Origin of the sequence: Streptomyces sp. Rer75, assembly GCF_013414305.1 — a bacterium.
GTDB classification, from domain to species: domain Bacteria; phylum Actinomycetota; class Actinomycetes; order Streptomycetales; family Streptomycetaceae; genus Streptomyces; species Streptomyces himastatinicus.
In genome coordinates, this window is the sequence record NZ_CP058693.1 from 8,766,426 (window position 1) to 8,792,128 (window position 25,703).

The 25,703-nt window shown below is 74.5% G+C and carries 15 protein-coding genes; all 15 read right to left on the reverse strand.

The annotated features are described in order from the left end of the window. Positions 1–20 precede the first annotated feature (20 nt). The gene (locus tag HYQ63_RS37590) at positions 21–857 is read right to left on the reverse strand and encodes a 2OG-Fe(II) oxygenase (protein ID WP_179938147.1); all 837 of its coding nucleotides are present in this window, start codon (positions 855–857) and stop codon (positions 21–23) included. A gap of 28 nt (positions 858–885) precedes the next feature. Beyond that, a complete protein-coding gene (locus tag HYQ63_RS37595; protein WP_179938148.1) occupies positions 886–1,557 on the reverse strand; it encodes an FMN-binding negative transcriptional regulator in 672 nt (223 codons plus the stop codon). Beyond that, a complete protein-coding gene (locus HYQ63_RS37600; protein ID WP_179938149.1) occupies positions 1,544–2,857 on the reverse strand; it encodes a lysine N(6)-hydroxylase/L-ornithine N(5)-oxygenase family protein in 1,314 nt (437 codons plus the stop codon). Before HYQ63_RS37600 ends, HYQ63_RS37595 begins: the two co-directional genes overlap by 14 nt. 10 nt (positions 2,858–2,867) lie before the next feature. Next, positions 2,868–3,086: an MbtH family NRPS accessory protein gene (locus HYQ63_RS37605; protein ID WP_179938150.1), complete on the reverse strand. Its 219-nt coding sequence runs from the start codon at positions 3,084–3,086 to the stop codon at positions 2,868–2,870. Between the two features lie 89 nt (positions 3,087–3,175). Next, positions 3,176–4,111 (reverse strand): bifunctional 2-polyprenyl-6-hydroxyphenol methylase/3-demethylubiquinol 3-O-methyltransferase UbiG, encoded by a 936-nt coding sequence (locus HYQ63_RS37610; RefSeq protein WP_179938151.1) that lies wholly within the window; start codon positions 4,109–4,111, stop codon positions 3,176–3,178. Beyond that, the gene (locus HYQ63_RS37615) at positions 4,108–5,922 is read right to left on the reverse strand and encodes a condensation domain-containing protein (RefSeq protein ID WP_179938152.1); all 1,815 of its coding nucleotides are present in this window, start codon (positions 5,920–5,922) and stop codon (positions 4,108–4,110) included. The genes HYQ63_RS37610 and HYQ63_RS37615 overlap by 4 nt, the downstream gene beginning before the upstream one ends. Beyond that, on the reverse strand, positions 5,919–9,314 hold the full coding sequence (locus HYQ63_RS37620) for a non-ribosomal peptide synthetase (protein WP_179938153.1): 3,396 nt from the start codon (positions 9,312–9,314) through the stop codon (positions 5,919–5,921). Before HYQ63_RS37620 ends, HYQ63_RS37615 begins: the two co-directional genes overlap by 4 nt. Next, the gene (locus tag HYQ63_RS37625) at positions 9,311–12,613 is read right to left on the reverse strand and encodes a non-ribosomal peptide synthetase (protein ID WP_179938154.1); all 3,303 of its coding nucleotides are present in this window, start codon (positions 12,611–12,613) and stop codon (positions 9,311–9,313) included. The genes HYQ63_RS37620 and HYQ63_RS37625 overlap by 4 nt, the downstream gene beginning before the upstream one ends. Next, on the reverse strand, positions 12,610–17,130 hold the full coding sequence (locus HYQ63_RS37630) for a type I polyketide synthase (protein WP_179938155.1): 4,521 nt from the start codon (positions 17,128–17,130) through the stop codon (positions 12,610–12,612). Before HYQ63_RS37630 ends, HYQ63_RS37625 begins: the two co-directional genes overlap by 4 nt. Then, positions 17,120–20,482 carry a non-ribosomal peptide synthetase gene (locus tag HYQ63_RS37635; RefSeq protein WP_179938156.1) on the reverse strand — a complete coding sequence of 1,121 codons (3,363 nt, stop codon included), beginning with the start codon at positions 20,480–20,482 and terminating at the stop codon, positions 17,120–17,122. Before HYQ63_RS37635 ends, HYQ63_RS37630 begins: the two co-directional genes overlap by 11 nt. Then, positions 20,475–22,256 (reverse strand): hypothetical protein, encoded by a 1,782-nt coding sequence (locus tag HYQ63_RS37640; RefSeq protein WP_179938157.1) that lies wholly within the window; start codon positions 22,254–22,256, stop codon positions 20,475–20,477. Before HYQ63_RS37640 ends, HYQ63_RS37635 begins: the two co-directional genes overlap by 8 nt. Beyond that, the gene (locus HYQ63_RS37645) at positions 22,253–23,440 is read right to left on the reverse strand and encodes a 2-oxo acid dehydrogenase subunit E2 (RefSeq protein ID WP_179938158.1); all 1,188 of its coding nucleotides are present in this window, start codon (positions 23,438–23,440) and stop codon (positions 22,253–22,255) included. Before HYQ63_RS37645 ends, HYQ63_RS37640 begins: the two co-directional genes overlap by 4 nt. Then, positions 23,437–24,483, reverse strand: a complete 1,047-nt coding sequence (locus HYQ63_RS37650) for an alpha-ketoacid dehydrogenase subunit beta (RefSeq protein ID WP_257232398.1) — start codon at positions 24,481–24,483, stop codon at positions 23,437–23,439. Before HYQ63_RS37650 ends, HYQ63_RS37645 begins: the two co-directional genes overlap by 4 nt. Further along, positions 24,480–25,430: a thiamine pyrophosphate-dependent dehydrogenase E1 component subunit alpha gene (locus tag HYQ63_RS37655; RefSeq protein ID WP_257232399.1), complete on the reverse strand. Its 951-nt coding sequence runs from the start codon at positions 25,428–25,430 to the stop codon at positions 24,480–24,482. The genes HYQ63_RS37650 and HYQ63_RS37655 overlap by 4 nt, the downstream gene beginning before the upstream one ends. Further along, on the reverse strand, positions 25,423–25,689 hold the full coding sequence (locus HYQ63_RS37660) for an acyl carrier protein (protein ID WP_179938159.1): 267 nt from the start codon (positions 25,687–25,689) through the stop codon (positions 25,423–25,425). The genes HYQ63_RS37655 and HYQ63_RS37660 overlap by 8 nt, the downstream gene beginning before the upstream one ends. Positions 25,690–25,703 lie beyond the last annotated feature (14 nt).

The following is a 25,703-nucleotide window of genomic DNA, read 5'->3' on the forward strand; positions in this document are numbered from 1 at the left end:
TCCCTCCGGCGGGGTGCGGGTCAGGACCACAGGAGGAGGTTTCCGGTGCTGGACACGCCGATGAAGAAGGACAGCGTGACGCGCCGTCCGCCGCCTTCGTTGGCATGCACCCTGTGGTAGTTGCGGGGGTCGAAGAACACGGCGTCTCCGCAGCACGGGGACACCGTCACCCGTGGCTCGTCCGCCACCAGATGCGGCTGGTACCAGTACCCGTCGCGATGGTCCTCGTCGGCCGGCCGCCAGCGGCGCCGGTACACGGTGACCTCCCCGCCCGACTCGGGCAGGGACAGGTAGCAGTTGAAGGCGAGCTGGCACAGCGGGGTCTCGTCGAGCGCGCCGGGCAGTTCGCGCTCGACCTCGTCGAAGTGCAGGCCCGCGCCCTCACCCATCTCGCGGATCATGCCCGCGAACAGCGGTCGGCCGCCCACGGTGGCCGCGGTGGCCCCGCCGTGCCAGGCCGCGTCGAGCCGGTCCAGGGCCAGCCGGTAGGGGTCGCTTCCGGCCAGCAGCCGGGTGCGCTGCTGCTCGGCCTCCTTGGCCTGTTCCCAGTAGGCGTCGGCCACGGAGCCGTCGTTGTAGAAGTCGAACACGGCGGGGCCGAGTTTCTTGATCCGCAGCCCCACCACGGCGGCGTCGTACTGCCCCATACGGTCCTCCGCCAGGGCCGCGACGACCTGGCGGCACTCCTGCTCGGTGAAGAAGTTCCGTACGTGCAGCGCGCCCAGCACCCCGGCCGCCACCTGGTTCAGCCGCCTGCCGTCCAGCTTCTCCGCCACCTCGACGTCGAACAGGGTGTGGACGGGTGTCGCACCGCCGTGGGCCGTGCCGCGGTTTCCGTCGACAGCGTATTTCTGCATCGTGAACACCTCCGGCGCTCAGGTGGTCTCAACTCGGCCGGGACACCGCGGCCGGGTAGTAGTCGCACATCACGGTGGCCAGGTCGTTGCTCCTGCCGCGCGGACTGCGCGCACACCAGTCCATGACGGCGTGCCTGACGTCGTGCTCCTTCTCCTGGCTCAGCTTGAACATGGCGTCGCACTCCTCGACGTGCAGCTCGAAGGCGCCGACGCCGGGGAGGAGCTGCCGGAAGTAGCCGACCGAGGAATCCATCGACCACTGCTCGCCGAAGCGCTCCTCCAGCTGTCCGGCGGTGGCGGACACCACGCCGAGGGTGGCCTCCTCGTCCTCCACGAGCCGCAGCCGCCCCTGGACGTGCACCGCGGTGAAGTTCCAGGTGGGGGCGGCGGGGGTAGCGTCGTAGAGGGCGGGGGAGACGTAGCCCGCGGGTCCCTGGAACACCAGCCCGGCCGGTTGTCCGTCGGTCAGGGACTTCCAGTGCGGATTGGCCCGGTTCATGTGCCCGTGCAGCACGGCCCCCCGCCAGCGGCCGGTGCGCTCCAGCTCCTCCCGCTGCCGCGGCAGGACGATCACCGGCACATGGCTGGCGTACGGCGGCTGTCCGTCGCGGTTCGACATCAGCAGGGCCAGCGGATTGTCCTGGACGATCCGCACCGGCCACCGCTGGTCCTCGGTCCGGTAGTGCTCAGGTACGAACATCGCATCCCCTCATGGCCGCGGCGTCGGCCCGTACGGCGTCCGCGATCTCCCCGGCCCGTACGGCGGTGTTGGACAGCAGGCTGGAGGAGATCCCGTGGCTGTGCTCGGTCGCGCCCTGGAGGTAGATCCCGCAGTGCACGTCCCCCTCGGTGACGGCCCGGTACTGCCGGTCGGCCTCCACCCGGCCCAGCTCGTCGGCCTTGCACAGCCCGGCCATGCTGCCCAGCAGACCGCGTACGTCCGCGGGGCGGTAACCGGTCGCGTAGACCACGCAGTCGGCCCGCATCGTGGTGTGCTCCCGGCTGACCAGGGACTCCACCGTCACGTCCACGCCCTCACCGGCCGGCTCCACGGACGCCAGCCGGGAGGCACCGAGGATGTTGAGCCGGGGCCGTCCCCGCACCTTCTCCTGGTAGACCCGCCGGTACAGCTCGTCGATCAGCTCCGGGTCGACCACCGAGTAGTTGGTGTTCCGGTGGTAGTCGAGGAGCATCCGCCTGGTCTCCGGCGCGGCCGCGCAGTAGTCGTCGACGGCCGCCGGGTCGAAGATCCGGTTGGCGAACGGGCTGTCGTCGGAGGGGCTGTAGCCATAGCGGGAGAACACCGCGCAGACCTCCGCCGACGCGAACCGGGTGTGCAGGAACTCGGCCGCCTCGGCCGCGCTCTGCCCGGCGCCGACCACGACGATCCGCCGTGGCGCGGACGGCAGTTGCTCCACCCGGTGCAGCAGCTCGGAGGTGTGCCAGACGTGTTCGGAGCGCAGCGTCCCCGGTGGCAGATACGGCTCCAGGCCGGTGGCGACGACCAGGTTGCGGGTGCGCTGCACGACGGTCCGCTCCCCGGCCGCCGTACGCTGCCGGACCACGACGTCCATGTGCTCCACGGCGTCCCCGTGGGAGACCGGGCGCACGTCCACGACCTCCGAGCCGTAGGTGACCTGCTCCTCGAAGAAGCCCGCCACCCATGCCAGATAGTCGTGGAACTCGACCCGCGAGGGGAACAGCAGCTTGTGGTTGATGAAGTCCGACAGCCGGTCGGCGTGGTGGAGGTAGTTGAGGAAGCTGTACGGGCTGCGCGGATCGCGCAGCGTCACCAGGTCCTTGAGGAAGGAGATCTGCATGGTGGCGCCGTCCAGCAGCATCCCGGCGTGCCAGGAGAACCGCTCCTTGCGCTCGAAGAACACCGCCTTCAGCGGCCTGCCGGGGCCCGGCGGCGCGGGCTCGGCGAGCGCGGTGGCCAGCGCCAGGTTGGAGGGCCCGAAACCGATCCCGGTGACGTCGGCGACCTTGTTGTCCGTCATCTCCCGCTCCTCAGCCGTCCTGCCGGGTGCGGACCAGCGCCTCGCGCAGGCTTCTGGGCCGCATGTCGGTCCACACCCGGTCGATGTGTGCCAGACACGTCTCCCGGTCGCCCCGCGTCCCTTCCTCGTGCCATCCCGCGGGGAGGTCACGGTCGCCCGGCCAGACCGAGAACTGCTCCTCGTCGTTGACCACGACGCGGTACTGCCGCTCGTCACGCTCGCTGTGCATGGCTGTCTCTCCTCCGCTCGCTGACGTGCTCGAACGCTCGCTGACGTGCTTCCTGGCCGTCCGCGGCCACCGGGCCGCCCGGCCGTGGGTCACGGACGGCAGATCAGGACGCACGAGAGGGTGGAGGCGTTCGCCCGCGCCTCGTCCTCCGTGCACCCGGTCATCGGGAACACCGCCTCCGCCAGCACCTCCAGCCCCGCGTCCCGTACGTAGGCGGCGACCTCCTCGGGGGTCCGCCACAGATTGATGTGGTCCGGCGCCGGGCTGTTGACCGGGATGTTGACGAAGAGCCGGCCGCCGGGGCGGACAAGGTCCCGCAACCGGCGCAGCGCCGCCTCCGGTTCGTCCACGTGCTCCAGCAGCTCGCTGGCCACCACGTGGTCGAAGCGCTCGGTGGCCGGGGCCGTGCGCAGATCCTGCCGGTGCAGCCGCGCGGTGTGCCCGAGCCGGGCCAGTGCCTCGCGGGTGCAGGCGATGCTGCCCTCGCTCACGTCCCAGCCGGTCACACGGGCGCCGGCCCGCCCGGCGGCGAGCGCCAGCAGCAGACCGTGCCCCGGGCCGACCTCCAGCAGCGTGTCCCCTTCCCGCACCGCGGACAGGAAGTCCGTGACGTAACAGTGCAGGGCCCGCGTCTGGTTGACCCAGAACAGTTGCGAGAGCAGCAGCCCGTCGGTGTAGCGGGTCATATAGGCGGCGTCCAGGCCGATGCCGTCCAGGACTTCCTGGAAGGTCCGGTAGCGGTACTCGCCGGTCAGCTGGAAGTGGTAGTCCTCCTCCAGCATCCGTTCGCAGGTCCAGCGGTAGCTGTCCGCACAGCGGTCCAGCTCGTCACCGGCGATGGCCAGGACCGACCGCGCGACACTCTCGCAGAAGTCGAGATGTTCCTCCTCGCAGCCGCCGAACCGTACGGCGAGGAAGTCACCGTGCTCCGGCCACCGGGCCAGCACCCGCTCGGCGATCCGGGACAGCGCGGGCCGCCCCTCCAGCGCCTCCGGCAGCCGGGTGTGCTCCGTCGGTGCCGTCATCCCAGCCCCATCCGTCGCTTGATGGCATCGAGCCGGTCCGCGTCCACACCGGCGGCCCGCGCTCCCGCGGTGTCCACGGCGCGCCGGGTCAGCTCGCCGATGTGGCGGACGTACGTCTCCGTGAACGCCCGGGCGTCCTCGGCCGACAGGTGGTCGTGGGCGTGGGTCAGCTCGACGACGAGTTCGCGCTCGACCGCCGTCACCACAAGTTCCAGCTGGTAGCGGCGCGGCGCCTCGGCGCTCTGGAGCACGCTCGGCACCTGGGCGGGCGAGCCGAAGACGGCGTCGTCCACGGACCGTTCGAACCGGCCCAGGTAGTTGAAGCTCAGCTGGGACTGCGGCAGCTCCGCCAGCCGTGCCCCCTCCCCGCCGGAGAGGTACCGCAGCAGCCCGTACCCCAGGCCGTGGTGCGGTACCGCGTCGAGCCGGACGCCCACGGCCGCCACGTCGTCCGCGGGGTCGCCGCCGTCAGCGGCGGGCAGCGGAAGCCGGACGGGGAAGATCGAGGTGAACCAGCCGACCGTGCGGGACACGTTCGCCCCGCCCTCGACCACCTCCCTGCCGTGGGCCTCCAGATCGAGTTGCAGCTCCGTCGCGCCCGGCGCTCCCGGCCAGGCCCGCAGCAGCGCCGCCAGGAGCAGATGCAGCGGGGACAGGCCACGGGCGGGCGCCTCCCGCAACAGGGCCTCCGTGACGTCCTGGCCGAGCCGCCTGCGTACGGTGGCGCTGCGGCCGATCGTGTTGCGCCGCGGGCCTTCGCCGGGCACCTCCGGGGCGGTGAACGGCAGGGCCGCGGCCGAGGCGTCCGGGACGGAACGCCAATAGGGGAGCTGCCCGGTGACGTCCGGATGCGCCGCCCAGCGGTGCAGCAACTGCGCCCAGCGCCGGAACGAGGTCGTCCGCGCGGGCAGCCGGGGTTCCCGGCCGTCCTCCAGCGCACGGTAGGCGCGCTCCAGGTCATCGGTGAGCAGCCGCAACGAGATGCCGTCCACCACCAAGTGGTGCGCGACGAGCACCAGCCGCTGCCGGGCCGCCGGGCCGTCCTCCCGGAGCAGCAGGGCCGACATCAGGGGCCCGCTCGCAAGGTTCAGGGCCCGCTGCGCGGCCTCGACGGCCGCGTCCTCCCGCGCCCGCCGCGCCGCCTCCGGCTCCTCCGGCAGGCGCACCACGGTCAGCGGCGGCTCCGGGGCGGCGTCGCGCACCTCGTGCCGCCAGCCGTCTCCCGGCCCGCCCCCGGCCGCGTCCCCGGCCGCGTCGTGCCGGAAGACGCTGCGCAGCACGTCGTGGTGGGCCACGACCGCGCACAGCGCACGGTGCAGCAGCTCCGGGTCGACGTCCCGGCGGACCGGGAGGTACAGCGTCTGGTCCCAGTGGCGGGAGCCTCCCAGATCCTGTTCGAAGAACCAGCGCTGAACGGGCGTCAGCGGGACGTCCCCCAGCGGCTCGTCCTCCGCGTCCCGCGCCGCGTCCTGATCCGTGGCCAGCTCCGCCAGCCGCGCCACGGTCTCCGCCTCCAGCACCTGCTGCGGGGAGACGGCGATCCCCTCGGCAGCGGCCCGCGCCGCGATCTGCATGCCGATGATGGAGTCGCCGCCCAGCGCCCAGAAGCTGTCGTGCACCGAGGGTTCCGGCACCCCCAGGCACTCGGCCCAGATCCGGACCAGCACTTCTTCGGTGGTGTTCCGTGGCCGCCCGCCGTCCGCCGGGGCGGGGGCGGTGGTGGCGCGCTGCTCGTCCAGCAGCCGCTGGAGCGCTTCCCGCTGGGCGGGGGACAGCCGGGTGAGCCGTTCGGTGAAGCCCGAGGTGGTCATGACCGATCTCCTGTGGGTACGGGAATGTCTCCGGTCGTACGCGGGGCGCGGTGCGGGGGCGGGGCGCCGGGCGGGTGCGCGGCCGGTTCGGGTGCGGGCGCGGGCGCCCGGCGCCCGCGCAGATGGGCCCGCGCGGCGCGGTCGGACGCGGCGGCCGCGCCGAGTTCCGCGTCCACCTCGGCGAGCAGGGCACGCGGGGTGCGCACCTTCATCAGCCGACTCACGCCCAGGCCGACCGAGAACACGTTCCTGATCCGGCCGGTCAGCCGGATCGCCAGCAGCGATTCGCCGCCCAGCGCCAGGAAGTCCGCGTCCGGCTCCACCCGGCCCGTGGGCAGCACGTCCTCCCACAGGCGCAGCATCGCCTCCAGCGCGGGCCGCTCGCCGGAGGCCGCCACCGGGGAGGCGCGCCGAGGCGGCTCCGGGTCCGGGAGGGCGCCGCGGTCGACCTTGCCGCTCGTGGTCACGGGCAGCGCGGGAAGCCGGACGATGCGCCAGGGCAGATACGGAGCGGGCAGCTTCTCGCGCAGCGCCGACCGCAGCCGCGCCTCCGCCTCGGCCCAGTCCTGCGGCTCCGCGTCGTCGGAGGGGATGCCGGCGGGGACGACGTAGCCGATGAGGCGGCGTTCCCCGGCCCGTTCCCGGACGACGACCGCCGCGTCCCGTACGCCCGGCAGGGTGCGCAGCGCGGCGCGCACCTCACCCGGTTCCACCCGGTGCCCACGGATCTTGACCTGGTCGTCGGCGCGGCCGAGGCATTCCAGGGTGCCGTCGGCGTGCAGCACGCCCAGATCGCCGGTGACATACATCCGGCTGCCCGGCCGCGCCGCCAGGGGATCGGGCAGCAGCCGCTCCGCGGTGGCCGCCGGCCGTCCCAGATAGCCGCGGGGGACGGCGGCCCCGCCCACGCAGATCATCCCCGGCACCCCGACCGGCACCGGACGCCATGCCTCGTCCAGGACGTACAGATCCACCCCGTCGATGGGCGAGCCGACGCCGGGGCGCGCGGGATGGTCGCCCGGGTCGCCGGTCAGCCGCAGGCTGCTGACGACCTGGCACTCCGAGGAGCCGTACTGATTCTCCAGCCGGACCCGGCCCTCGGGGCCGTCCAGCAGCCGGCGGACCGGGCCGGTCACCTCCAGCGGCTCACCGGCGGTCATGATCTCGCGCAGCCGGGGGAGCCGTACGCCGGTCCGGTCGGCCGCGGCGGCGACCTGGCCGAGTGCCGTGGGCGACATGTACCAGCGCTCCACCCCCCGGTCCCGGGCCAGCGTCACCAGGCGTTCGAAGTCCGTACGGTCCTCCTCGTCGGCGAGGACGAGGCAGCCGCCGCTGCCCCAGGCGGTGAAGATCTCCTGCGCCGAGACATCGAAGGTGAACGACACCTGCGCGAGCGTCCTGGCGGGGGCGGGGACCGAACCGTGCGCCAGCTCCCAGTCGAGCATCCCGGCCACCACCCCGTGCTGCATGGCGACGCCTTTGGGACGGCCCGTGGAGCCGGAGGTATAGGTGACGTAGCACAGATCCTCGGGAACGCTCCCGGAACCGGGCGCCACCGGCGGCGCGCCCCCGGCGCCTTCGGGCTCGTCGAGGTCGGCGCGCAGCCGCGGCGGCCCCGCCCCGGGGAGGCGGTCATGGGTGCCCTCCTCCGTCACCAGGACCGCCGCCCCCGAGTCGGCGAGGAGGAACTCCAGCCGTTCGTCGGGGTGATCGGGGTCCAGCGCGAGGTACGCCGCGCCCGCCTTCAGCACACCGAGGATGCCCACCAGCGCCCGGGTGCTCCGCCGCAGCAGCAGCGCCACCACGGTGTCCCGGCCCGCCCCGAGCGCGGTCAGCCGGCCGGCCAGCCGTGCGGCGCGGGCGTCGAGTTCGGCGTAGCGGCACACCCGTCCGTGGTCGTCCACGGCCGGTGCGTCCGGGGTACGGGCCGCCTGCCGCGCGACGATGCCGTGGAGCGGCATCGCGGCGAGCGAGGCCCGGCCGTCGGCGGTGCGGCCCCGGGCGGGTCCCCGGACCACCGAGGGGCGCGCCGAGGCCTCCCGTACGGCGGACACCGGCCCGTCGAGACCGGCCGCCATCGCGGTGACGGCCGCTTCCACCCGCCCCAGTACGGTGCGGACCTCCTCGGGGCCGAACCGCTCGGGGTCGTAGAACAGCCGTAGTCCGAGGGCCCGTTCGCCGGGCAGCACCACGAAGGTCAGCGGGTACGTGGTGTCCTCGACGTAGCGCCACAGCGTCACCGAGGTGCCGGGGCCCAGGTCCAGAAAGGTGCCCTGGTCCGGGTAGTTCTCGAAGGCGACGATGCTTTCGAACAGGGGCGTCTCCGCGCCGCCGCCGCACGCCCGCCGCACCTCGGGGAGGCCCAGGTGCTGATGGGGGAGGGCGGCCGTCTGGCCGCGCTGGATGTGCCGCAGCCAGTCGCGCAGCGTGCCGCCGTCGGACGTGTCCAGGCGCTGCACCACGGTGTTGATGCACGGGCCGATGATGCCGTCGGCGCCGGGCAGGTCCGGTGGCCGGGACGCCACGGTGACGCCGAACACCTGGGGGCCGGGCCCGGTGTGCGAGAGCGCCACCGCCCATGCGCCCTGGAACCAGGTGCTGAGGCTCACCTTGGCGGCGCGCGCGGCGTCCCGTACGGCCGCCGACAGCGCCGCGGGCAGCTCGTGTTCCGCGCTGCCCGCCGCGGCGCGGCCCCGGCGCTCCCGCGCGTCGCCGGGGCGCAGGGCCAGCCGGTCCGCCGGGGGCAGGGTGCCGAGCCGGTCCTTCCAGAAGCGCGCGGCCGCCTCGTCGTCCTGCCGGTCCAGCCAGTCGACGTAGCTCCGGAAGGGCCGGGCCTCCGGCAGGGCCGCGCCGCCGCCGGACCCGTCCACGGCGCCCGCCCGGAAGACCGCTCCGACCTCGGCGAGGATCTTCGGCATCGACCAGCCGTCGATCACCAGATGGTGCACCGTCCACACCAGGAAGGTCCGGTCCCGGGCGTGCAGCACCGCGAGCCGCGTCAGCGGCGGCCTGGCCAGGTCGAAACCGCGGGCGCGGTCGGCGGCGAGGAATTCCTCGACACTCACCTCCGCCTCCTCGGGGGACAGGCCCGTCAGGTCCCGCTCCTCGACCGGCAGCGTGCAGGAGGACGCGACGACCTGGACGGGCGCCTCCACCTCCTCCCACACGAATCCGGTGCGCAGCACGGGGTGGCGCCGCACCACCGTCTGCCAGGCGGCGCCCAGGGTGTCCGCTCGCGGCGGGCGGGCCGGTGGTTCCGCCGTGCACGCGAACACGAACTGCTCGGTGTAGGCGCCCGGTTCCTCGGCCCGCAGCGCGTGGTAGAGCATGCCGGTCTGTAGCGGGGTGAGCGGATAGATGTCCTCGATGCCGCCCCTCGTGCCGTCGCTCATGCGGTGGCCCTCCCGTCCTCGGGTGTCAGCCCCTCGACCTGGTCCAGGAGCCTGCTGAGCGCGTCGTCGTCGACGTCGGCGAGAGCGGGCAGTGCCGCGCGGTCGACCTTGCCGTTGACCGTCAGCGGAACGGTCGGCACCCGGTGGATCCGGGTGGGCACCATGTGGTCCGGAAGGGTGTCGCGCAGGGCGTCCCGCACTCCGCCGAGCAGGTCGGGGCGGTCCGGCGGGGTGACGGCGTAGGCGACGAGCCGGGAGCGGCCCCCCGGCCCCGGTTCGGCCACGACCGCCGCCGCCTCGACGCCGGGACACTTCAGCAGCGCGGCCTCGACCTCGGCGGGCTCGATGCGGTAGCCACGCACCTTGATCTGGTGGTCCGTCCGGCCCACGAAGGTGAGTTCGCCGCCGGGCAGCCGCCGCACCCGGTCCCCCGTGCGGTACATCCTGGCGCCGGGCCGTCCCGCGTACGGATCGGGGAGATACGCCCCCGCGGTCAGGCCGGGCCGGTCCCGGTAGCCCCGGGACACGGCGAGCCCGCCGACGTACACCTCGCCGACCGCGCCGACCGGTACGGGGTCCAGCTCGGCGTCCAGCACATAGAGCCTGACGCCGTCGAAGGGCCGTCCGATGGGCAGCGTGGCGCTGAGGTCGGCGGTGTGCTCCTGCCAGGTCTGCACGATGGTGCCCTCGGTGGGGCCGTACGCCACGAAGAACCGGCAGCGATCGGTCCACCGGCGCCGCAGCTCGGCGGGGATGAGGTCTCCGCCGGTGAGGGCGAGCCGTACGCCGGGGACCGCCGCGGGGTCGACCAGGGAGAGCAGCGCGGGCGGCAGATACATCAGCGTGGCCCCGCAGGCGCGGATGACGCTCTCGATCGACTCTTCCGCCCGCGCCACGTCCGGTGGGCCCAGGCACAGCGTGGCGCCGCAGGCGAGCGCCATGAAGATCTCCCACACCGACGCGTCGAAGTTGAAGGAGACGACCTGGAGCACCCGGTCCTCCGGGCCGATGCCGAAGTCCGTTCGCGAGGCGGTGATGACATTGGCCAGGGCGCGATGGGTGATCTGCACCCCCTTGGGCCGGCCGGTGGTGCCCGAGGTGTAGATGACATAGGCGAGCTGGTCGGGTCCGGTGTCGGGTCCGGCCCCGGCCCCGGCGTCGGGTCCGGGTGCGGTGTCCGGAACGGCACCGACGTCGATGATCTCGGGGACCTGGGCCGCCACGGCGAACGCCGGAGCCTCCCCCCGCGTGAGGACGGCGGACAGCCGCGCGTCGCGCGCCATGTAGGCCAGCCGTTCGGCGGGGTAGGCGGGGTCGAGCGGCAGATAGGCCGCGCCCGTCTTCAACACGGCCAGCAGCGCTGCCATCTGTTCGGGCGAACGGCCGATGTGGACACCCACCAGGTCCTCGGGCCCCAGTCCGCGCGCGGCCAGGGCCGCGGCCAGGGCGTCCGCCCGGGCGTTCAGCTCCCCGTAGGTGACGCCGCCGCCCGCGTGCCACAGCGCCTGGTGGTCCGGCCGTGCCGCGGCCTCGCGCTCGACCATGCGGTGCACCGGCAGCCAGTCCGCCTCGCCCTCCGCCCCGCCGTCCGCCGCGCCGTCCTCCCGCCGTGGGGCCGCCCCGCCGAGCAGCGCGGTCTGCTCCTCGGCGGTGAGCATCGGCAGCCGGGTGGCGGGCTGCCGGGGGTCGGCGGCGGCCAGAGCGCGCAGCGACGCGACGAAGTGGCCGTGCAGCCGCTCGGCCGTGGCGGCGTCGAACAGGTCGGTGGAGAACTCGACGTACCCCGCCAGCTCCCCGTCCCGCTCCTCCAGGTACCAGTTGAGGTCGAACTTCGAGGTGCCCGTCCCCGGGTCCATGAGCCGCGCCCGCAGCCCCGGCGGCGGCACCGCCTCCCGGCCGTCGGCGAACAGCACCAGGGCGCACTGCACCAGCGGCGGCACCCCCGGAGCGCGCCGGACCCCGGCGGCGTCGGCTATCGCGTCCAGCGGCAGCTCGGCGTGGTCCTGGGCGGCGGCGATGTCCTCGTGCAGCCGGGTCAGCAGCGTGCCGGTGCCGGGACGGTCCTCCAGCCGGATCCGCAGCGGCACCGTCTTGGTGAGGTAGCCCACCACCTGGTCCAGCTCGGGCCGCACCCGCCCGGCCACGGGGAAGCCGAGGACGATGTCGTCCTGGCCCGTGTACCGCCGCAGGGTCAGCGCACAGCCGGCGGCCAGCGCGGTGAAGAGGGTGACGCCCCGCTCCCGGGCGTACGACGTCAGCGCCCCGACCACCGTGCGCGGCACCCGTACCGGAATCCGCGCGCCGCGGAAGGTGCGGACGGCCGGGCGGGGGCGGTCGGCGGGCAGCTCCAGCACCCCCGGCACGCCGTCCAGACGCTGCCGCCAGAAGTCCGCCAGCCGCTCCCGCCGCTCGTCGGTGAGCCGTCCGCGCTCCCAGGCGGCGGCGTCCACGGCCCCCAGCGGGGATTCGGTGCCGTCCCCCGTCGGGTCCCCGCCGCCGTACAGCCCGAGCAGATCGTCCACCAGGACGCGCAACGACCAGGCGTCGCATACGAGGTGATGCAGGACCAGCACGAGCAGGACGCTGTCGTCCGTCAGCCGGATCAGCGTGGCCCGCACGGGGGAGCGGGCCAGGTCGAGCGGGGCGACGGAGACCTCGCGCACCAGCGCCTCGGCCCGCTCCTCCCGCTCCTCGGGCGGCAGACCGCTCAGGTCCTCGATGTGCCAGTCGGGGTCGGGCCGCTCCCGCACCGCGGCCACCGCCCGCCCGTCCCGCTCGGTGAAGACGGTGCGCAGCGCGGTGTGGCGTCGCGCCAGCTGCTCCAGCGCCGTGCGGATCCGCGTCTCGGCCGGGCCGCCGTCGGGCCGGTCAGCTCCGTCGAGGCTGCGGGCGCTGTCGAGCCGCAGGGTCAGCGGTACGTTGTACGCGGCGTTCGCCGGGTCGGCGCGGTAGAGCGCGTACAGCCCCTCCTGGCCGGGGGACAGCGGCAGTTCGGTGCCGCGGGGCTGCCGGGGGATCCGTGCCGCCTCCGCCGAGGCCTCCCGCAGGGTGCGGCGGAAGTCGCCCAGCCGGGTGGCGGGGGTGAGCGACCGCAGGGGCAGCTCGACGCCCAGGGACCGCCAGCAGGCGGCGAGCACCCTGACCGCGCGCAGCGAGTCCCCGCCCAGGTCGCTGAAGAGGGCGTCGTCGTCCGCTCCCGCCCGGCCCAGCACGGACTTCAGAGCCTCGGTCAGGGTCTCGTCGACGCGGTCGTCGAGCGAGCCCTCCGGTGCGGTACCCGTCACCAGGTGTTGTGTCATGCCGGTTCCTCCGGTTCGCGCGCGGTACGGCCGTTCGGCGTCGGTGTGCGGTCGTCCCCGGCGAGCCGCGCAAGACCGGCGGCCGTGGGGGATGTGAACAGGTCCTGGGCGGTTGCCGCGGTGCCGAAGCGGTCGTTGAAGCGCTGCGCGATGCGCATGGCCATCAGCGAATGACCGCCGAGGACGAAGAAGTTGTCGTGGAGGCCGATGCCGCTGACGCCGAGCGTCTCCTCCCAGATGCGCAGCACCGCCAGCTCCCGCTCGTCGCCCTCCACGACGCCGTTTCCGTCCGCCGTGACGTCGCCGGAGGCGATCGGCGCGCCGGCGCCGTGCGGCTCGGAGCCCGCGGAGCCCGGCCCGGCGAGCAGCTCGTCGGGCGGTCGGAGCGAGACGGCCAGCTGATGGACCGGAAGGTGTCCCAGGGCCTCGGTGAACAGCTCGCAGGCGTGGCTGGGGTCCAGGCCCGGGGCGAGATCCCGCGAGGTCAGTTCCCGGTGCCGCCGTTCCACGTCCCGCGCCATCCCGGTGCCCTGCCAGCGGTCCCAGTCCAGGGACAGCGCCGGGATGCCCAGGGTGCGTGAGGCGTGCACGGCGAACGTGTCGAGGAAGGCGTTGCCCGCGCAGTAGGCGGCCAGCCCGACCGACCCGGCGAAGGAGCCCAGCGAGGAGAACAGCGCAAGGAAACCGGGCCGCTCACCCGCCGCGTCCAGGGCGTCCACCAGCGCGTACGCCCCGGTCACCTTGGCGCTCAGGCCCTCCGCCAGGTCCTGCGGGGTGAGGAACTGGAGCATGCCGCCGCCGGGCGCGGCGGCCGCGTGGACGACGCCGTCGAGGGCGCCGAAGCGGGCGCGGGCCTCTCGTAGGACCTCCGCCATCCGGGCGCGGTCGGTGACATCCGCCCGGCGCACCAGGATCCGCGGATCGCCGTCGAGGGCGTCGCTGTCCTCGGCACCGCGCCCCACCAGGACCAGCCGGGCGGCGTGGCGCTCCGCCAGATGCGCGGCGAGGTGGCGGCCCGCGCCGCCGAGGCCCCCGGTGATCAGATACGTGCCCCCGTGCACCAGGGCCGGGGCATCGCCGCCGCGCGCCAACGGCATGAAGCGGCGGGTCCAGCGGTGGCCGCCCCGGTAGGCGGCGACGGGGTCGGCGCCGCGCTCCGCGGTGGTCTCCGCCGTCAGCGTCGCGGCGAGGGCGCGCAGTTCGGTCTCCGCGCGCTCGCCGGGGTCGATGTCGGCCACCCGCAGCCGTACGTGCTCCAGCTCCAGCGGCAGCACATGGGCGGCCCCGGCGAGGCAGGCCGCGACCGGAACCGGCCGTTCGGCGCCGGTGACGTCGAAGGCCGCGCGGGTGACGAGCGTCAGCTCGGCCGGTGCGGTGGTGCGCCCCAGCGCATGGGCCAGGGCCAGGAAACCGGCGGGCACCGGCTCCTCGTTCGAACTGCCCGACCACAGGTCGAGGATGCGCAGGGGCGCGGCGCCGTCCTCAGGCCCGCCCGCGCCGTGCTCCTCCCGCGCGGCGGTCAGCAGCCGGGCGCACTGGTCCGGGTCGGCGGGGTCCAGGACGTAGGCATGCCCGTCCCGGTGGAACGTGCAGTCGGCCGCCCCCGCGCGCGCCACCAGCGGGTTCGCCCCCTGCGCGGTCAGGTGCCGCAGCACCTGGCCGGCGAGCGGGGAGGCGTCGGCGAGGACGAGGGGACGCCCCGGCGGTGTGGCCCGCGGCGCGGGCGGAGGCGGCGTCCGCTGCCAGCTCGCCGCGTACAGCCCGGGCCCGGCCGGGGCACCACCGGCCGGGGTGCCGCCGGGCGCCGCGGGGGTCTCCCGGGCCGAGGGGGCGGGGGCGAAGGTGCGCCGGGTGAACGGGTAGCGCACCGACGGCTGCCGGGTTCTGGTCTCGTCGGCGTAGAGCGCGGCGGGGTCCACGTCCGCGCCGCTCACCCAGAGTCCGCCCAGCGCGCCGAGCAGCACCTCGCTGTCCTCGCTCGGGGCGTCGGGATGCGGCAGCGTGTGCACGACGGTGGCCCGTTCGGTGCGCGGATGGGCGCGCACCACGGTCGAGAGCGTGGTGCCCGGACCCACCTCGACGAAGACCGGCCGCTCGGCCCCCAGACCGGCCGTCACGGCGGCCAGCCCGTCGGCGAAGCGGACCGTGCCCCGCAGATGGTCCACCCAGTAGCCCGGGTCGGCGACCTCGTCTCCGGCGAGCCGTCCGGTGACGTTGGAGATCAGGGGCCGGGAGGGCGGTCGGAGCGGGATGCCGTCCAGGAAGGAGCGGAACCCGGGCAGGGCCGGATCCACCAGGGCCGAGTGCGCCGCGGTGGCGATGGGAACGCGACGGCAGTCGATCCCGTCGGCGGTGAACCCGGCGCGCGCGGCCTCGATCGCCTCGCCCGGCCCCGAAATCACGCACATTCGCTCCCCGTTGACCACGGACAGCGACAGCTGTGGCGTGAGCCGTCGGCGTATCTCCTCCTCGGAGGCCGCGACGCTCAGCATCGCGCCGCCGGAGATGCCGGACAGGATCTCGCCCCGCCGCACGACGACCGACAGCGCGTCGGCCTTCTCGAAGACCCCCGCGAAGTACGCCGCGGCGTACTCCCCGAGGCTGTGTCCCAGGAAGACGGTGGGGCGCACCCCGCGCGCTTGCAGGACCTCGCCGAGGGCCGTCTCGGTGAGGAAGAGCGCGGGCAGCCCGACGACCGGGTCCGCCAGCGGGTCGGGGGCGCCGGTTGCGCGGTCGCCACGGGCCGACAGTGCCTCGCGTATCCGGGCGCGCAGCTCCGGGTCGGGCAGCAGGTCCAGCCCGTCGTCCAGGGCGCGGCGGAAGACCGGCTCGTCCTCGTAGAGGCCCCGGCCCATGCCCGCGTAGTGCGCTCCGCCGCCCGGGAACAGGAACACTGTCGCGTCCGGCCGCTCGGCGTCCGCGTCCCCGTACAGCAGGGCCGGTGTCCGGCCCGCCCGGAGCCGGTCGAGGGCCGTGCGGCGGTCGGGTACCACGGTCGCGAGGCGGCGCCGCATGGGGTGCCGTCCGGCCAGGGTGTGGCAGACGTCCCCGAGGTCGGCCTCCGGCTCGGCCTCCAGGGAGTCGGCGCAGGCGGCGGCGGAGTGGCGCAGCGCGGTCTCGTCCCGGGCCGAGAGGGTGATCAGGTGCCAGGGACGCCCGGACGGCAGCCGGGGCGCCGCGGGGGCCTCTTGGAGGATCGCGTGGGCGTTGGTGCCGCCGATGCCGAAGGCGCTGACCGCCGCCCGGCGCGGCCCGTCGCCCGGCTTCCACTGCCCGCCCTCGCGGTCGAAGCGGAACGGGCTGTCGGCGACGTCCAGTTCGTCGCCGACCCGGGACAGGTTGACGCTCGGCGGCAGATGGCCGTGGTGCAGGACGAGCACGGCCTTGAGGAACCCGGCGATGCCCGCGGCGACATCGGTGTGCCCGATGTTGGCCTTGACCGAGCCCACGGCACACCGGCCGGTCTCGGTGGCGCCCCGGGAGCGGTAGGCGCGGGTGAGGGCGGAGAGTTCGACGGGATCGCCCAGCCGGGTGGCGGTGCCGTGCGCCTCGACGTACCCCACGGTGTCCGGGTGCACATCGGCGTTGGCCAGGGCCTGGGCGACGACGCGCTGCTGACCGACGAGTCCGGGCGCGGTGTAACCGACCTTGTCCGCACCGTCGTTGTTGACGGCGCTGCCCTTGAGCACCGCGTAGATCCGGTCGCCGTCGGCGAGGGCGTCCGCCAGCCGTCGCAGCACCACCACACCGGCCCCGTCGGCGGGTACGAAGCCCCCCGCGTCGGCGTCGAACGGGCGGCAGTGGCCGTCCGGCGACATGATGCCGCCGGGCTGGTAGCGGTAGCCGCGCGGCCGGAGCGCCGTCCAGGACACGCCCCCGGCCAGCGCCATGTCGCATTCGGCGGCGAGCAGACTCTGCGCGGCCAGGTGCACGGCGACCAGCGAGGTGGAACAGGCGGTCTGCACATTGATGCCGGGCCCGGTGAGGCCGAGTTTGTGGCAGACCCGGGTCGGCAGGAAGTCCTTGTCGTTCGAGGAGATCTGCTGGAACACGTCCATCGGGCTGGTGAGTAGTGCTTCCAGCGGAGCGGGCTGATGGGTGCTCACCGTCTGGCCCGCGAACACCCCGATGTCGCCGGGGAAGCCCGCCGGGTCGTGTCCGGCGTCCTCCAGGGCGCGCCAGGCGCATTCGAGGAAGATCCGCTGCTGCGGGTCGAGCATCGCCGCCTCGGCGGGGGTGTAGCCGAAGAAGTCGGCGTCGAACGCGTCCCCGTCCGGGACGAGGCCTGCCGCGCCCACGAATTCCGGGTGGCGGATGATGTCCTCAGCGACCCCCGCGGCCCTCAGCTCGGCCTCGTCGAACCGGGAGACGGCCTCGACGCCGTCCCGGATCAGCCGCCAGTACTCCTCGGGGTTTCCGGCCCCGGGGAAGCGGCAGTCCATGCCGACGACGGCGATGTCGAGCAGCCCTTCGGCCCCGGTGTCCGGTGCCGGGTGTTCGGGGTGATCAACGTGCATCGCGTGTCCTCCCCTTCCTGGCACGCAGCGCGCTGACGGCGGCGTGCCGTTGGTCACGGGCGGCGTCGGGAGCGGGGTCGGCAGCGGGACGCGGCGCCCGGCCCCCGGCTGCGGTCTTCCGGTCCGGATCGGTCGTCCGGTCCGGAACGGTGTCCTGGTCCGGACCGGTGTCGTGGTGTGGAGCGGTCTCGCGGTCCAGATGGGCGGCGAGCAATCGGACGTTGTGGGCGCGGAACAGCTCGGTCATCGGTACGCGGGTCCGCCACCGGGTCTCGATGCGCTCCCGCAGCCGTACGAGATCCACCGAGGTGCCGCCCAGGGCGAAGAAGTCGTCGTCGGCGCCGACCCGTTCCAGGCCGAGGATCTCCGCCCACATCGCGGCGAGCGCGGTCTCGGTGCCGCCCTGCGGCGCGAGGCGGCCGTGCTCCGGCCGCTGCCGGTCCCGGCCCGGATCGGGCAGGGCGGCGTAGTCGGTCTTGCCGTGCGAGGTGAGCGGCAGGCGGTCCATCACCACGAAGGCGGACGGCACCAGATAGCCCGGCAGCAGGGTGCGCAGATGCCCGGCCAGCCCGGAGGAGGTCGGCGGCGTGGCGCTCGCGGCCTCCACGTACGCCACCAGCCGGCGCTCCTGCGGAGTGCCGCCCCGAGCCGTCACGGCGGCATTGGCCACGTCGGGGTGGCTCCGCAGCGCCTCCTCCAGCTCACCCGGCTCGACCCGGACGCCCCGGACCTTCACCTGCCGATCGGCGCGTCCCAGGAACTCCAGCTGCCCGTCGGTGCGCCACCGCACCAGATCGCCGGTGCGGTACAGCCGTTCGCCCGGCTGTGCGGTGAAGGGGTGCGGTACGAACCGCTCGGCCGTCAGCCCCGGCCTGCCGAGGTAGCCCCGGGCCAGTGGCGCGCCCCCGATGTGGAGTTCACCGGGAGCGCCGACGGGGACGGCGTTCATCGCCGCGTCCAGGACGTACACCTCGGTGCCGCCGATCGCGCCCCCGATGCCGGGACGGCCGCCGCCGGGCGCACACACGCCCGCCGTCGCGGCCACGGTGGTCTCCGTGGGGCCGTAGGCGTTGACCATCCGGCAGCGGCCGGACCAGCGGTCCGCGAGCGACGCGGGCAGCTCCTCACCGGCCGCGACGAGCACCTCGACCCCCAGGTCGTCCCCCGCGGGGACCGAGGACAACACCGAAGGGGGCACGGTGAGGTGGGTCGCCCGGCTGCCGCGCACCTCGGCCGCCAGCGCGCTGCCGGAGAGCGGGCCGGTGTCCTCGGGCAGGCACAGGGTGCCGCCGCTGAGGAGCGCCATGACCATCTCCCACACCGAGGCGTCGAACGTGACCCGGGAGAACTGGAGCACCCGGGCGCCGCCCAGCTCCCCGAGCAGCCCGCGCTGCGCGGCGGCCAGGTTGACCACCCCCCGGTGTTCCAGGGACGTCCCCTTCGGGGCGCCGGTGGAGCCGGAGGTGTAGATGACGTACGCCAGGCTCCGCGGCGACGCGCACGGCTCCGGCACGGGCGTACCGGACGAGGGGGCGTGGCCCGTGGCGCTCCACCGGTCCAGGCGCAGCACCGGCAGGGTGTCCGGGACGTGGCCCGGCGGCTGCTCCCGGTCGGTGATGAGCAGAGCGGGGCGGGCGTCGTCCAGGACGTACCGGATGCGGTCGGCCGGGTGCTCGGGGTCCAGCGGCAGATAGGCTCCGCCCGCCTTCCACACCGCCAGCACGGCGGTGACGAAATCCGGTGTGCGGTCCGCCATCAGGCCCACCAGGCGCTCCGCCGCCACCCCGCGGCCGCGCAGGACGGCCGCCAGCCGGTCCGAGCGCTGGTCCAGCTCTCGGTAGGTGAGCCGGGTTCCGCCCTGTTCCACCGCGACCGCCGACGGGGCGGCGGCCGCCTGCCGGGCGAAGGCCTCCTCGGCGCGCTCCGGTCCGCCCCGCGGCAGCGCGGGGCCCTGCCCCGACCGCAGCAGCCGCTCGTGCTCCGCGGGGCGCAGCAGGGGCAGTCGGCTCAGCCGCAGCCCGGGGCGGTCGAGGGCGGCGGTGAGCAGCACCTCGTAGCGGTCGATGAGCGCGTCGACGGTGGCGGCGTCGTACAGCCGGGTCGCGTACTCGGCGCGCACGGTCAGGGTGTCGCCGTCGTCGGCCACCACCCACGACAGATCGAACTTCGCGCAGCCGTTGTGCACCGGCACCGGCTCCACGGAGCAGCCGTCCAGCACCAGCCCCGGGTGCGGCGGTTCGGTGCCGAACGTCGTGTGCACCAGTGGCGGCAGCCCGGGGTCCCGCTCCCGCACGACCTCGCCCACCAGCCGGTCGAACGGCACCTGGTGCTCGACGGTGTCCCACACCGACTCCCGCACCCGCTCGGTCAGTTCACCGAAGGCGGGATCGCCGGACAGATCCACCCGGTACACCAGGGTGTTGACGAAGCAGCCGACCACGTCCTCGTCCTCCGCCCGCGGCCGCCCCGCCCAGGGGGAGCCCACCAGCAGATCGGACTCACCACCGGAGCGGGACACCAGCGCGCAGTAGGCGGCCAGCAGTGTGACGAACGGGGTCACCCCGTGCTCCAGCGACACCGACCGCACCGCCGCCGCGAGGCCACCGTCCAGGCGGCGCACGCGCACCGCACCGGCCAGGTCCTGTACGGCGGGCCGCTCCCGGTCGGTCCGCGGGCCCGACCCGGCCGGTGGGCCGTCCAGCCGTCCGCGCCAGTGGGCCAGCGCCTCCTCGACCTCGCGTTGCCAGGCGGCGGTGGCCTGCCGGGCGCTGTGCGCGCGGTACGGGACGGCGGGGGAGAGGGCCGGGGGTTCCATCCCGGCCGCGTGGGCCGCGTAGGCCGCGGACAGCTCGTCGAGGAGGATGCGCAGGGACCAGCCGTCGACCACCGCGTGGTGGAAGACCAGCGAGAGCACATGGTCGCCGTCCGCGAGCCGCAGCAGCCGCGCCCGCATCACCGGCCCGCCGCGCACATCCACCGGGCGCAGCGCCTCGTTCGCCACGGCCGCCCGCCAGCCGCCGGGTGGCGGATCCTCGACCGGCAGGTCCGGCCGGAAGACCGGGTCCCGGCCGTCGTGGACGCGCTGATGGAGGGCGCCGTCATGCCAGTGCAGTGTGGTGCGCAGCGCCTCGTGCCGCGCCACCAGAGCGGCCAGCGCGCACCGCAGCGCGGCGGTCTCCAGCGGGCCGCGGATCCGCAGGACGACGGGGACGGTGTACGCCGCGGTGTCGGGGTGGACCTCCTCCACCAGCAGCAGGGCCTTCTGCTCGACGGAGGCCGGCTGCCCCGCAGGGCGCCCGTGGCCGGTGCGGCCGCCGGGCACGAGCCCGGTGCGTACGGCGCTGTCAGTCATGGGCTCCTCCTGGGCCGTCGTGGTGGTCGCCTGCCGAGTCGGCCCGGTGGTCGTCGTCCGCCGGGCTGGGGATGTCGTCCGCCGATGTCACGCGCACCTCGCCCCCGCCGTGCGCCCGGTGTGGGCCCGCGGCGGCGCGGAGGAATGCGACGGCGGGGTGGTTTCTGCCGGTGTCCCGGTAGTGGAAGACGAGTTCGGCGGCGCCCCGCTCGGCCGCCCGGTCCACCAGCGAGCGCAGCAGCACGTCCTCCACACCCTTGCCCATCACCACGCAGGACACGGAGAACAGCTCCACGTGCCACGCGCCCTCCGCGATCCGCACGCCGATGACCGCCGCGGTGCCGTAGTCGCCGTACCGGTCGCTGACGCGCGCGGACAGCAGCAGCCGCCCGGCGCCGGCGGCGGTGGTGAACCGCTCGGGGGCGTGGGGCAGGGCGAGGGTGAAGTCATGGGCGCGGTCCGCCACGTCCGACTCCGCCGCGATGTCCTGCCCGTCGTGTTCGGTGAGGTGCGCACGGACGCCGAGGTCGCGCAGGAAGGCGGCGTAGTCGTCCCCCGCGCCCGCCGCGTCATCGGTGGCGGCGGGCCTCGTGTCCGTGGGGGCGTCGCCGGGGTGCGCGGTCACCGGCGGCACCAGGTCGAACGCCCCCGCGTCCAGCAGCCCGAGCCTGGCCCGGTCGGCGGAGCCCTCGCAGACGACGATCCGGCCCGGCGGCTGTCCGGCCTTCGCCTCCCCGGCCTTCGTCTCCGGGGCGCGCGGCCCGGTCAGCACGGCGACGGTGGACGCGGTCACGCCCCGCGCCGCGGCGAAGGCGGCCACGTCCTCCGCGACCGTACGGCCCTCCGCGATCCACTCGGCCGGCACCCGGGCGAGCTCGGGCGCCAGCGCGGCGAGCGCCCGGCGGGCCTCCTCCGCGCGGCGGCCGGTGCGGTACGCGAGCGGACGCTGCGGGGGCAGCTCCTCCAGCGCGGCGGCCAGCTCTGCGGTCAGCTGAGCGGCCACGTCCTCGCCGGGCGGCGCGGCCGGGCCCAGTACGAGCCCGTCGAGGTCGGCCAGCACCCCGTGACACCCCTGGCCGTGCCGCGCCAGCAGCACCCGCGCCAGCTCGCCACCGAGCCGGAAGAACACGTCCTCGGTGAACGGCACCCGGGCGAGCCGGAAGAGCGCCGGGTGGGAGGCGTGCCGCACACCGACCGTGCGGACCGCGTCCTCCAGGTCCACCACACACGCGTGGGGATCGTCCGCCAGACGTGCTCGCACCGCCTCCCGTGACGCCACGGCGCGGGCCGCGGCGCCCCGCGGATCGCCGCTGTCGTCCACGCCTCGAGAGGGTGTGCACGGCAGCGGGGGCAGCACCCACACCAGCAGGGCGCCCCAGCGGCGGGCCGCGTCGAGGGCGGTGGCCGCGAGCCGTTCCAGGTCCCGCGGATCGCCGCCGGGCCCCTCGGGCCCCTCGGGTCCCGCGGAGTCACCGCGCGCGGCACCGGTGGCGGGCCGGTCCTCCGGCCGGGCGCAGACGACGACCGCGTCGGGTGTGAAGCACGCGGTGGCGCTGTCGTCCCGCAGACACTCCTGCGCGATCTGGTTGAACGGCCCCAGGAACACCTCCGGTTCGGCCCCCGCGTCGTCGAGCGGGGTACCGAGGTGCGGCACCAGCGGGTCGGCGGTGAACGAGGCGAGCACCGCGATGCGCAGACCGGGCGCGTCAGGGGCGGTGCGGCGCTGCCAGGCGCGCACATTGCGGCCCGCGTCGGCGGGCAGGACGGGCGTCATGGTGCCTCCGGGGACGCGGGGGCGGCAGCGGCGGGCGGGCCGGGGCGCTCCAGGGTTTCCTTGAGCGCGCGGAGGAAGGCCATGGCCGTACGGCCGTTCAGCACCCGGTGGTCATAGGCCAGCCCCAGGTTGACGACGCGCCGCCGGCGGGGAGTGCCGTCCGCGTCCAGCACGACCTCCTCCAGCACACCGGGCAGCACCACGCTGCAGGTGTGGCCGGGGAAGACGATGGGCCGGGCGAGGACGACGTCGTCGTCGGTGTGGAGCGAGAGGGCCACCCCGCTGTCCGCGAGGTGTTCGGCGCGGAAGCTGCCCCGCAGGGATCGCATCCGGAACTCCATGAGCCGGTGCGCGATGTCGGCGCACGACAGGGTCTCCGCGTTCCGTACGGTGGCCACGAACAGGCCCTGGCCGGTGTCGATGGTGACGCCCACGTGCGCGGTGGGATGGGTGCGGACCGCGTCCTCGCCGACGAGCGTGGCGAAGCAGTACGGGAAGCGCGGGCGCAGCGCCGCCATCGCGGCCACGAGCAGCTCGGGCAGTCCGATGAGGGCCTGTTCGGTGCGGCTCAGCCCGGCGGCGTGCTCCAGCGCGGCGTCGACGTCCACCCGGACCACGACGAAGGCCGAGGGGACGGTACGGTGCGACGCGCTCACGGTGGCGGCGACGGCCCGCTGCTGGGCGGACAGCGGCTCGGTCCGGCCGTCTGCCGTCTGCGCCCCTTCCGGAGCTTCGGCCCGCCCCGGTGTGGTTGATGTGTTCGCCAGCAGCTCTTCGACATGCGAGCGCCGTACGACCGTGCGGCCCAGGCCGTGCAGGCGTTCCGGCGGGATGCCGTGTTCCTCGGCCAGTTCCCGGGCCGCGCGCGTCACGGTGCAGGTCTCCGGCGGCGTGTCCACGGCCCGGCCCGGCGGCGTCCGCTCCGCGGTGCTGCCGCGCTCGTACGCGGCCCGGTCGGGGTGCAGGACGGCCACCGAGTCGCCCACGGCGCAGTCGCTGCGGGCCATCACCCGCCGCTCCAGTACGCCGTCGCCGGGGCTGGCGAGTTCGACCACGGCCTTGGAGGTCTCCAGCAGCGCGATCTCCTGGCCGTCGGTGACCTCCTCGCCGTCCTCGGCCAGCCACTCCAGGAGCAGATAGGCGGCGTCGTTGCTGTTGAACTTGGGAATCCGCACCGCGGTCACCGCAAGGCCCTCCTGACGGCGTCGAGGATGGTGTCCTGCTGCACGAGGACCTGCCTCTCCAGATGCGGTGCCGCGGGGATGACGCTGTCGCGGGAGGAGACCAGCTGCACCGGGCGCCGCAGCCGGCCCCACAGTTCGTCATGGAGCCGGGCGGCGACCTCACTGCCCCAGGTGCCTCCCGCGGTCCCTTCCTCCACGACGGCGATGTGCGCGCCGTCGTGGAACGCCGCCACGGGCGGCCCGGTGTCGAAGGGATGGAGACGGGAGGGCACCAGCAGCCGGCAGCAGATCTCGTCCTCCAGCAGCAGTTCGCGCATGGCGCCCAGCGCACGGTGCACCATGCCGCCCGCGGCGATGAGCAAACAGTCCGCGGTCTCCTCGCCGGCCACGCCGACCTCGGCCCAGCGGCCGGATCCGCCCAGGTAACGGACCTCGAAGAGGTCGTCCACCGCTCGCCCGGTGACCATCCGGCGGGCATAGAGGGTCTTGTCCTCGAAGAACACGCACGGTTCGCCGAGGGAGAGCATGTGCGTCAGGACCGTGTGGTTGTCGTGCAGGGGCGACATCTCGAAGAGGGAGAGGCCGGGCACCCCGATGAAGTGTTTCTGCGGGCTCTGGCTGTGCGTCGGGCCGTAGCCGCGGTTGCCCCCGACGGGGCAGCGCACCACCAGGCGCAGGGGCACCCGGTGGCCGTACATGGAGACCGACTTGGCGGCGAAGTTGACCAGGGGATCGAAGCAGAGGGTGGCGAAGTCGCCGAACATGATCTCGGCGATGGCACTCTCCCCGCACAGCGCCAGCCCGCTCGCCATGCCCACGATCGCGCCCTCGCTCAGCGGCGTGGACCGCACCCGCTCCGGGTACGCCCCGGTCAGCCCCTTGGCGATCTTGAAGGCGCCACCGTACGGGTCGGCCACGTCCTCGCCGAGCAGATACAGATGCGGGTCGTCGGCGAACAGGGTGTGCAGGGCGCCGTTCAGATCCTCCGCCACGCGGGGTGCGTCGGCTGCCGCCACGCGGGGTGCGCCGGCCGTGCGCGTCACGCCGTCCCTCCCGTTTCCGTCGGCTGCCACCGCGCGGGCGGCCGCGCCACCACCTCGCTCACCAACTCCGCCACCAGGGCCTCCTGTTCGGCGTCCAGGCGGCGGAACTGCTCCGGCTCGACGGCCGGGTACAGCCGGTACCAGTCGTTGCGCCGGGCCTCCTCGACCACTTCGGGGGGCCGGGTGTCGTCGCCCTTGCTGTGCGGGCCGAGCCGGTGGGTGGCGAACTCGACCACCAGCGGGCCGCCGCCCGCGCGGACCCGGCCGACCGGTTCCGCCAGCCGCTCGCGCGCCGCGTTGATGTCGATGCCGTCGATCCGCTCGTATGCGATGCCGAAGGCGGCGCTGCGGCTCGCCACGCTGCCCGCCATCTGCGCGGATGTCGGCGTGGACTGGGCGATGCCGTTGTTCTCGACGACGACGAGCAGCGGAAGCTGCCACAGGGCGGCCATGTTCAGCGCCTCGTAGACCGCGCCCTCGCCCCAGGTGCCGTCCCCGATGTGCACGACCACCAGTTCCGACCGGCCGCGCCGCTTGGCGTGCAGGGCCATGCCACAGCCCACGGGAAGGCTCTCCCCCTGCACACCGGTGGACAGGAAGCGGTCCCGGTGGACGTGCTGGCTGCCGCCCACGCCGTCGCAGACGGCCCCCTCGCGCCCCAGGATCTCGGCCAGCAGCCCCGCCGGGTCGTCGTACCGCGTCAGGTAGTGGCCGTGTCCCCGGTGGTTGCTGAGGACGTAGTCGTCCCGCAGGAGCGGGCGCAGCGCGACGGGCACGTATTCCTGCCCCAGGCAGGTGTGCACGGTCCCGTGCAACTCACCGGCGGCGAACAGGTCGAGCAGCGCGGTCTCGAAGTGGCGGATCAGCAGCAGGGTCCGCAGGTCCTCGTCGCTGACCGCGGAGAGCGGCCGGGTCCGGACGGCCGTTTCCAGCATGGTGTCAGACATTTCCCTTCTCCGCTCTCGCCGCGGGCACCGCTCCGACCGCCACGCCCTTTTCGCGCAATGCCGAGCGAATATCACCGACCGAGGTGATCCGGGTGAGTTCCGCATAGTCGAAGGAAACGCCGTAACTCTTCTCCAGGCGCATGATGAGATGCACGTGCCGCACGCTGTCCCAGTTCTCCAGTTCGCCCGGGCGGGCGGAATCCACGACCCGGTCGGGCGTGATGCCCAGGACGTCGGCGACGATCTCGGTCAATTCCACTCCGGACACCTTTC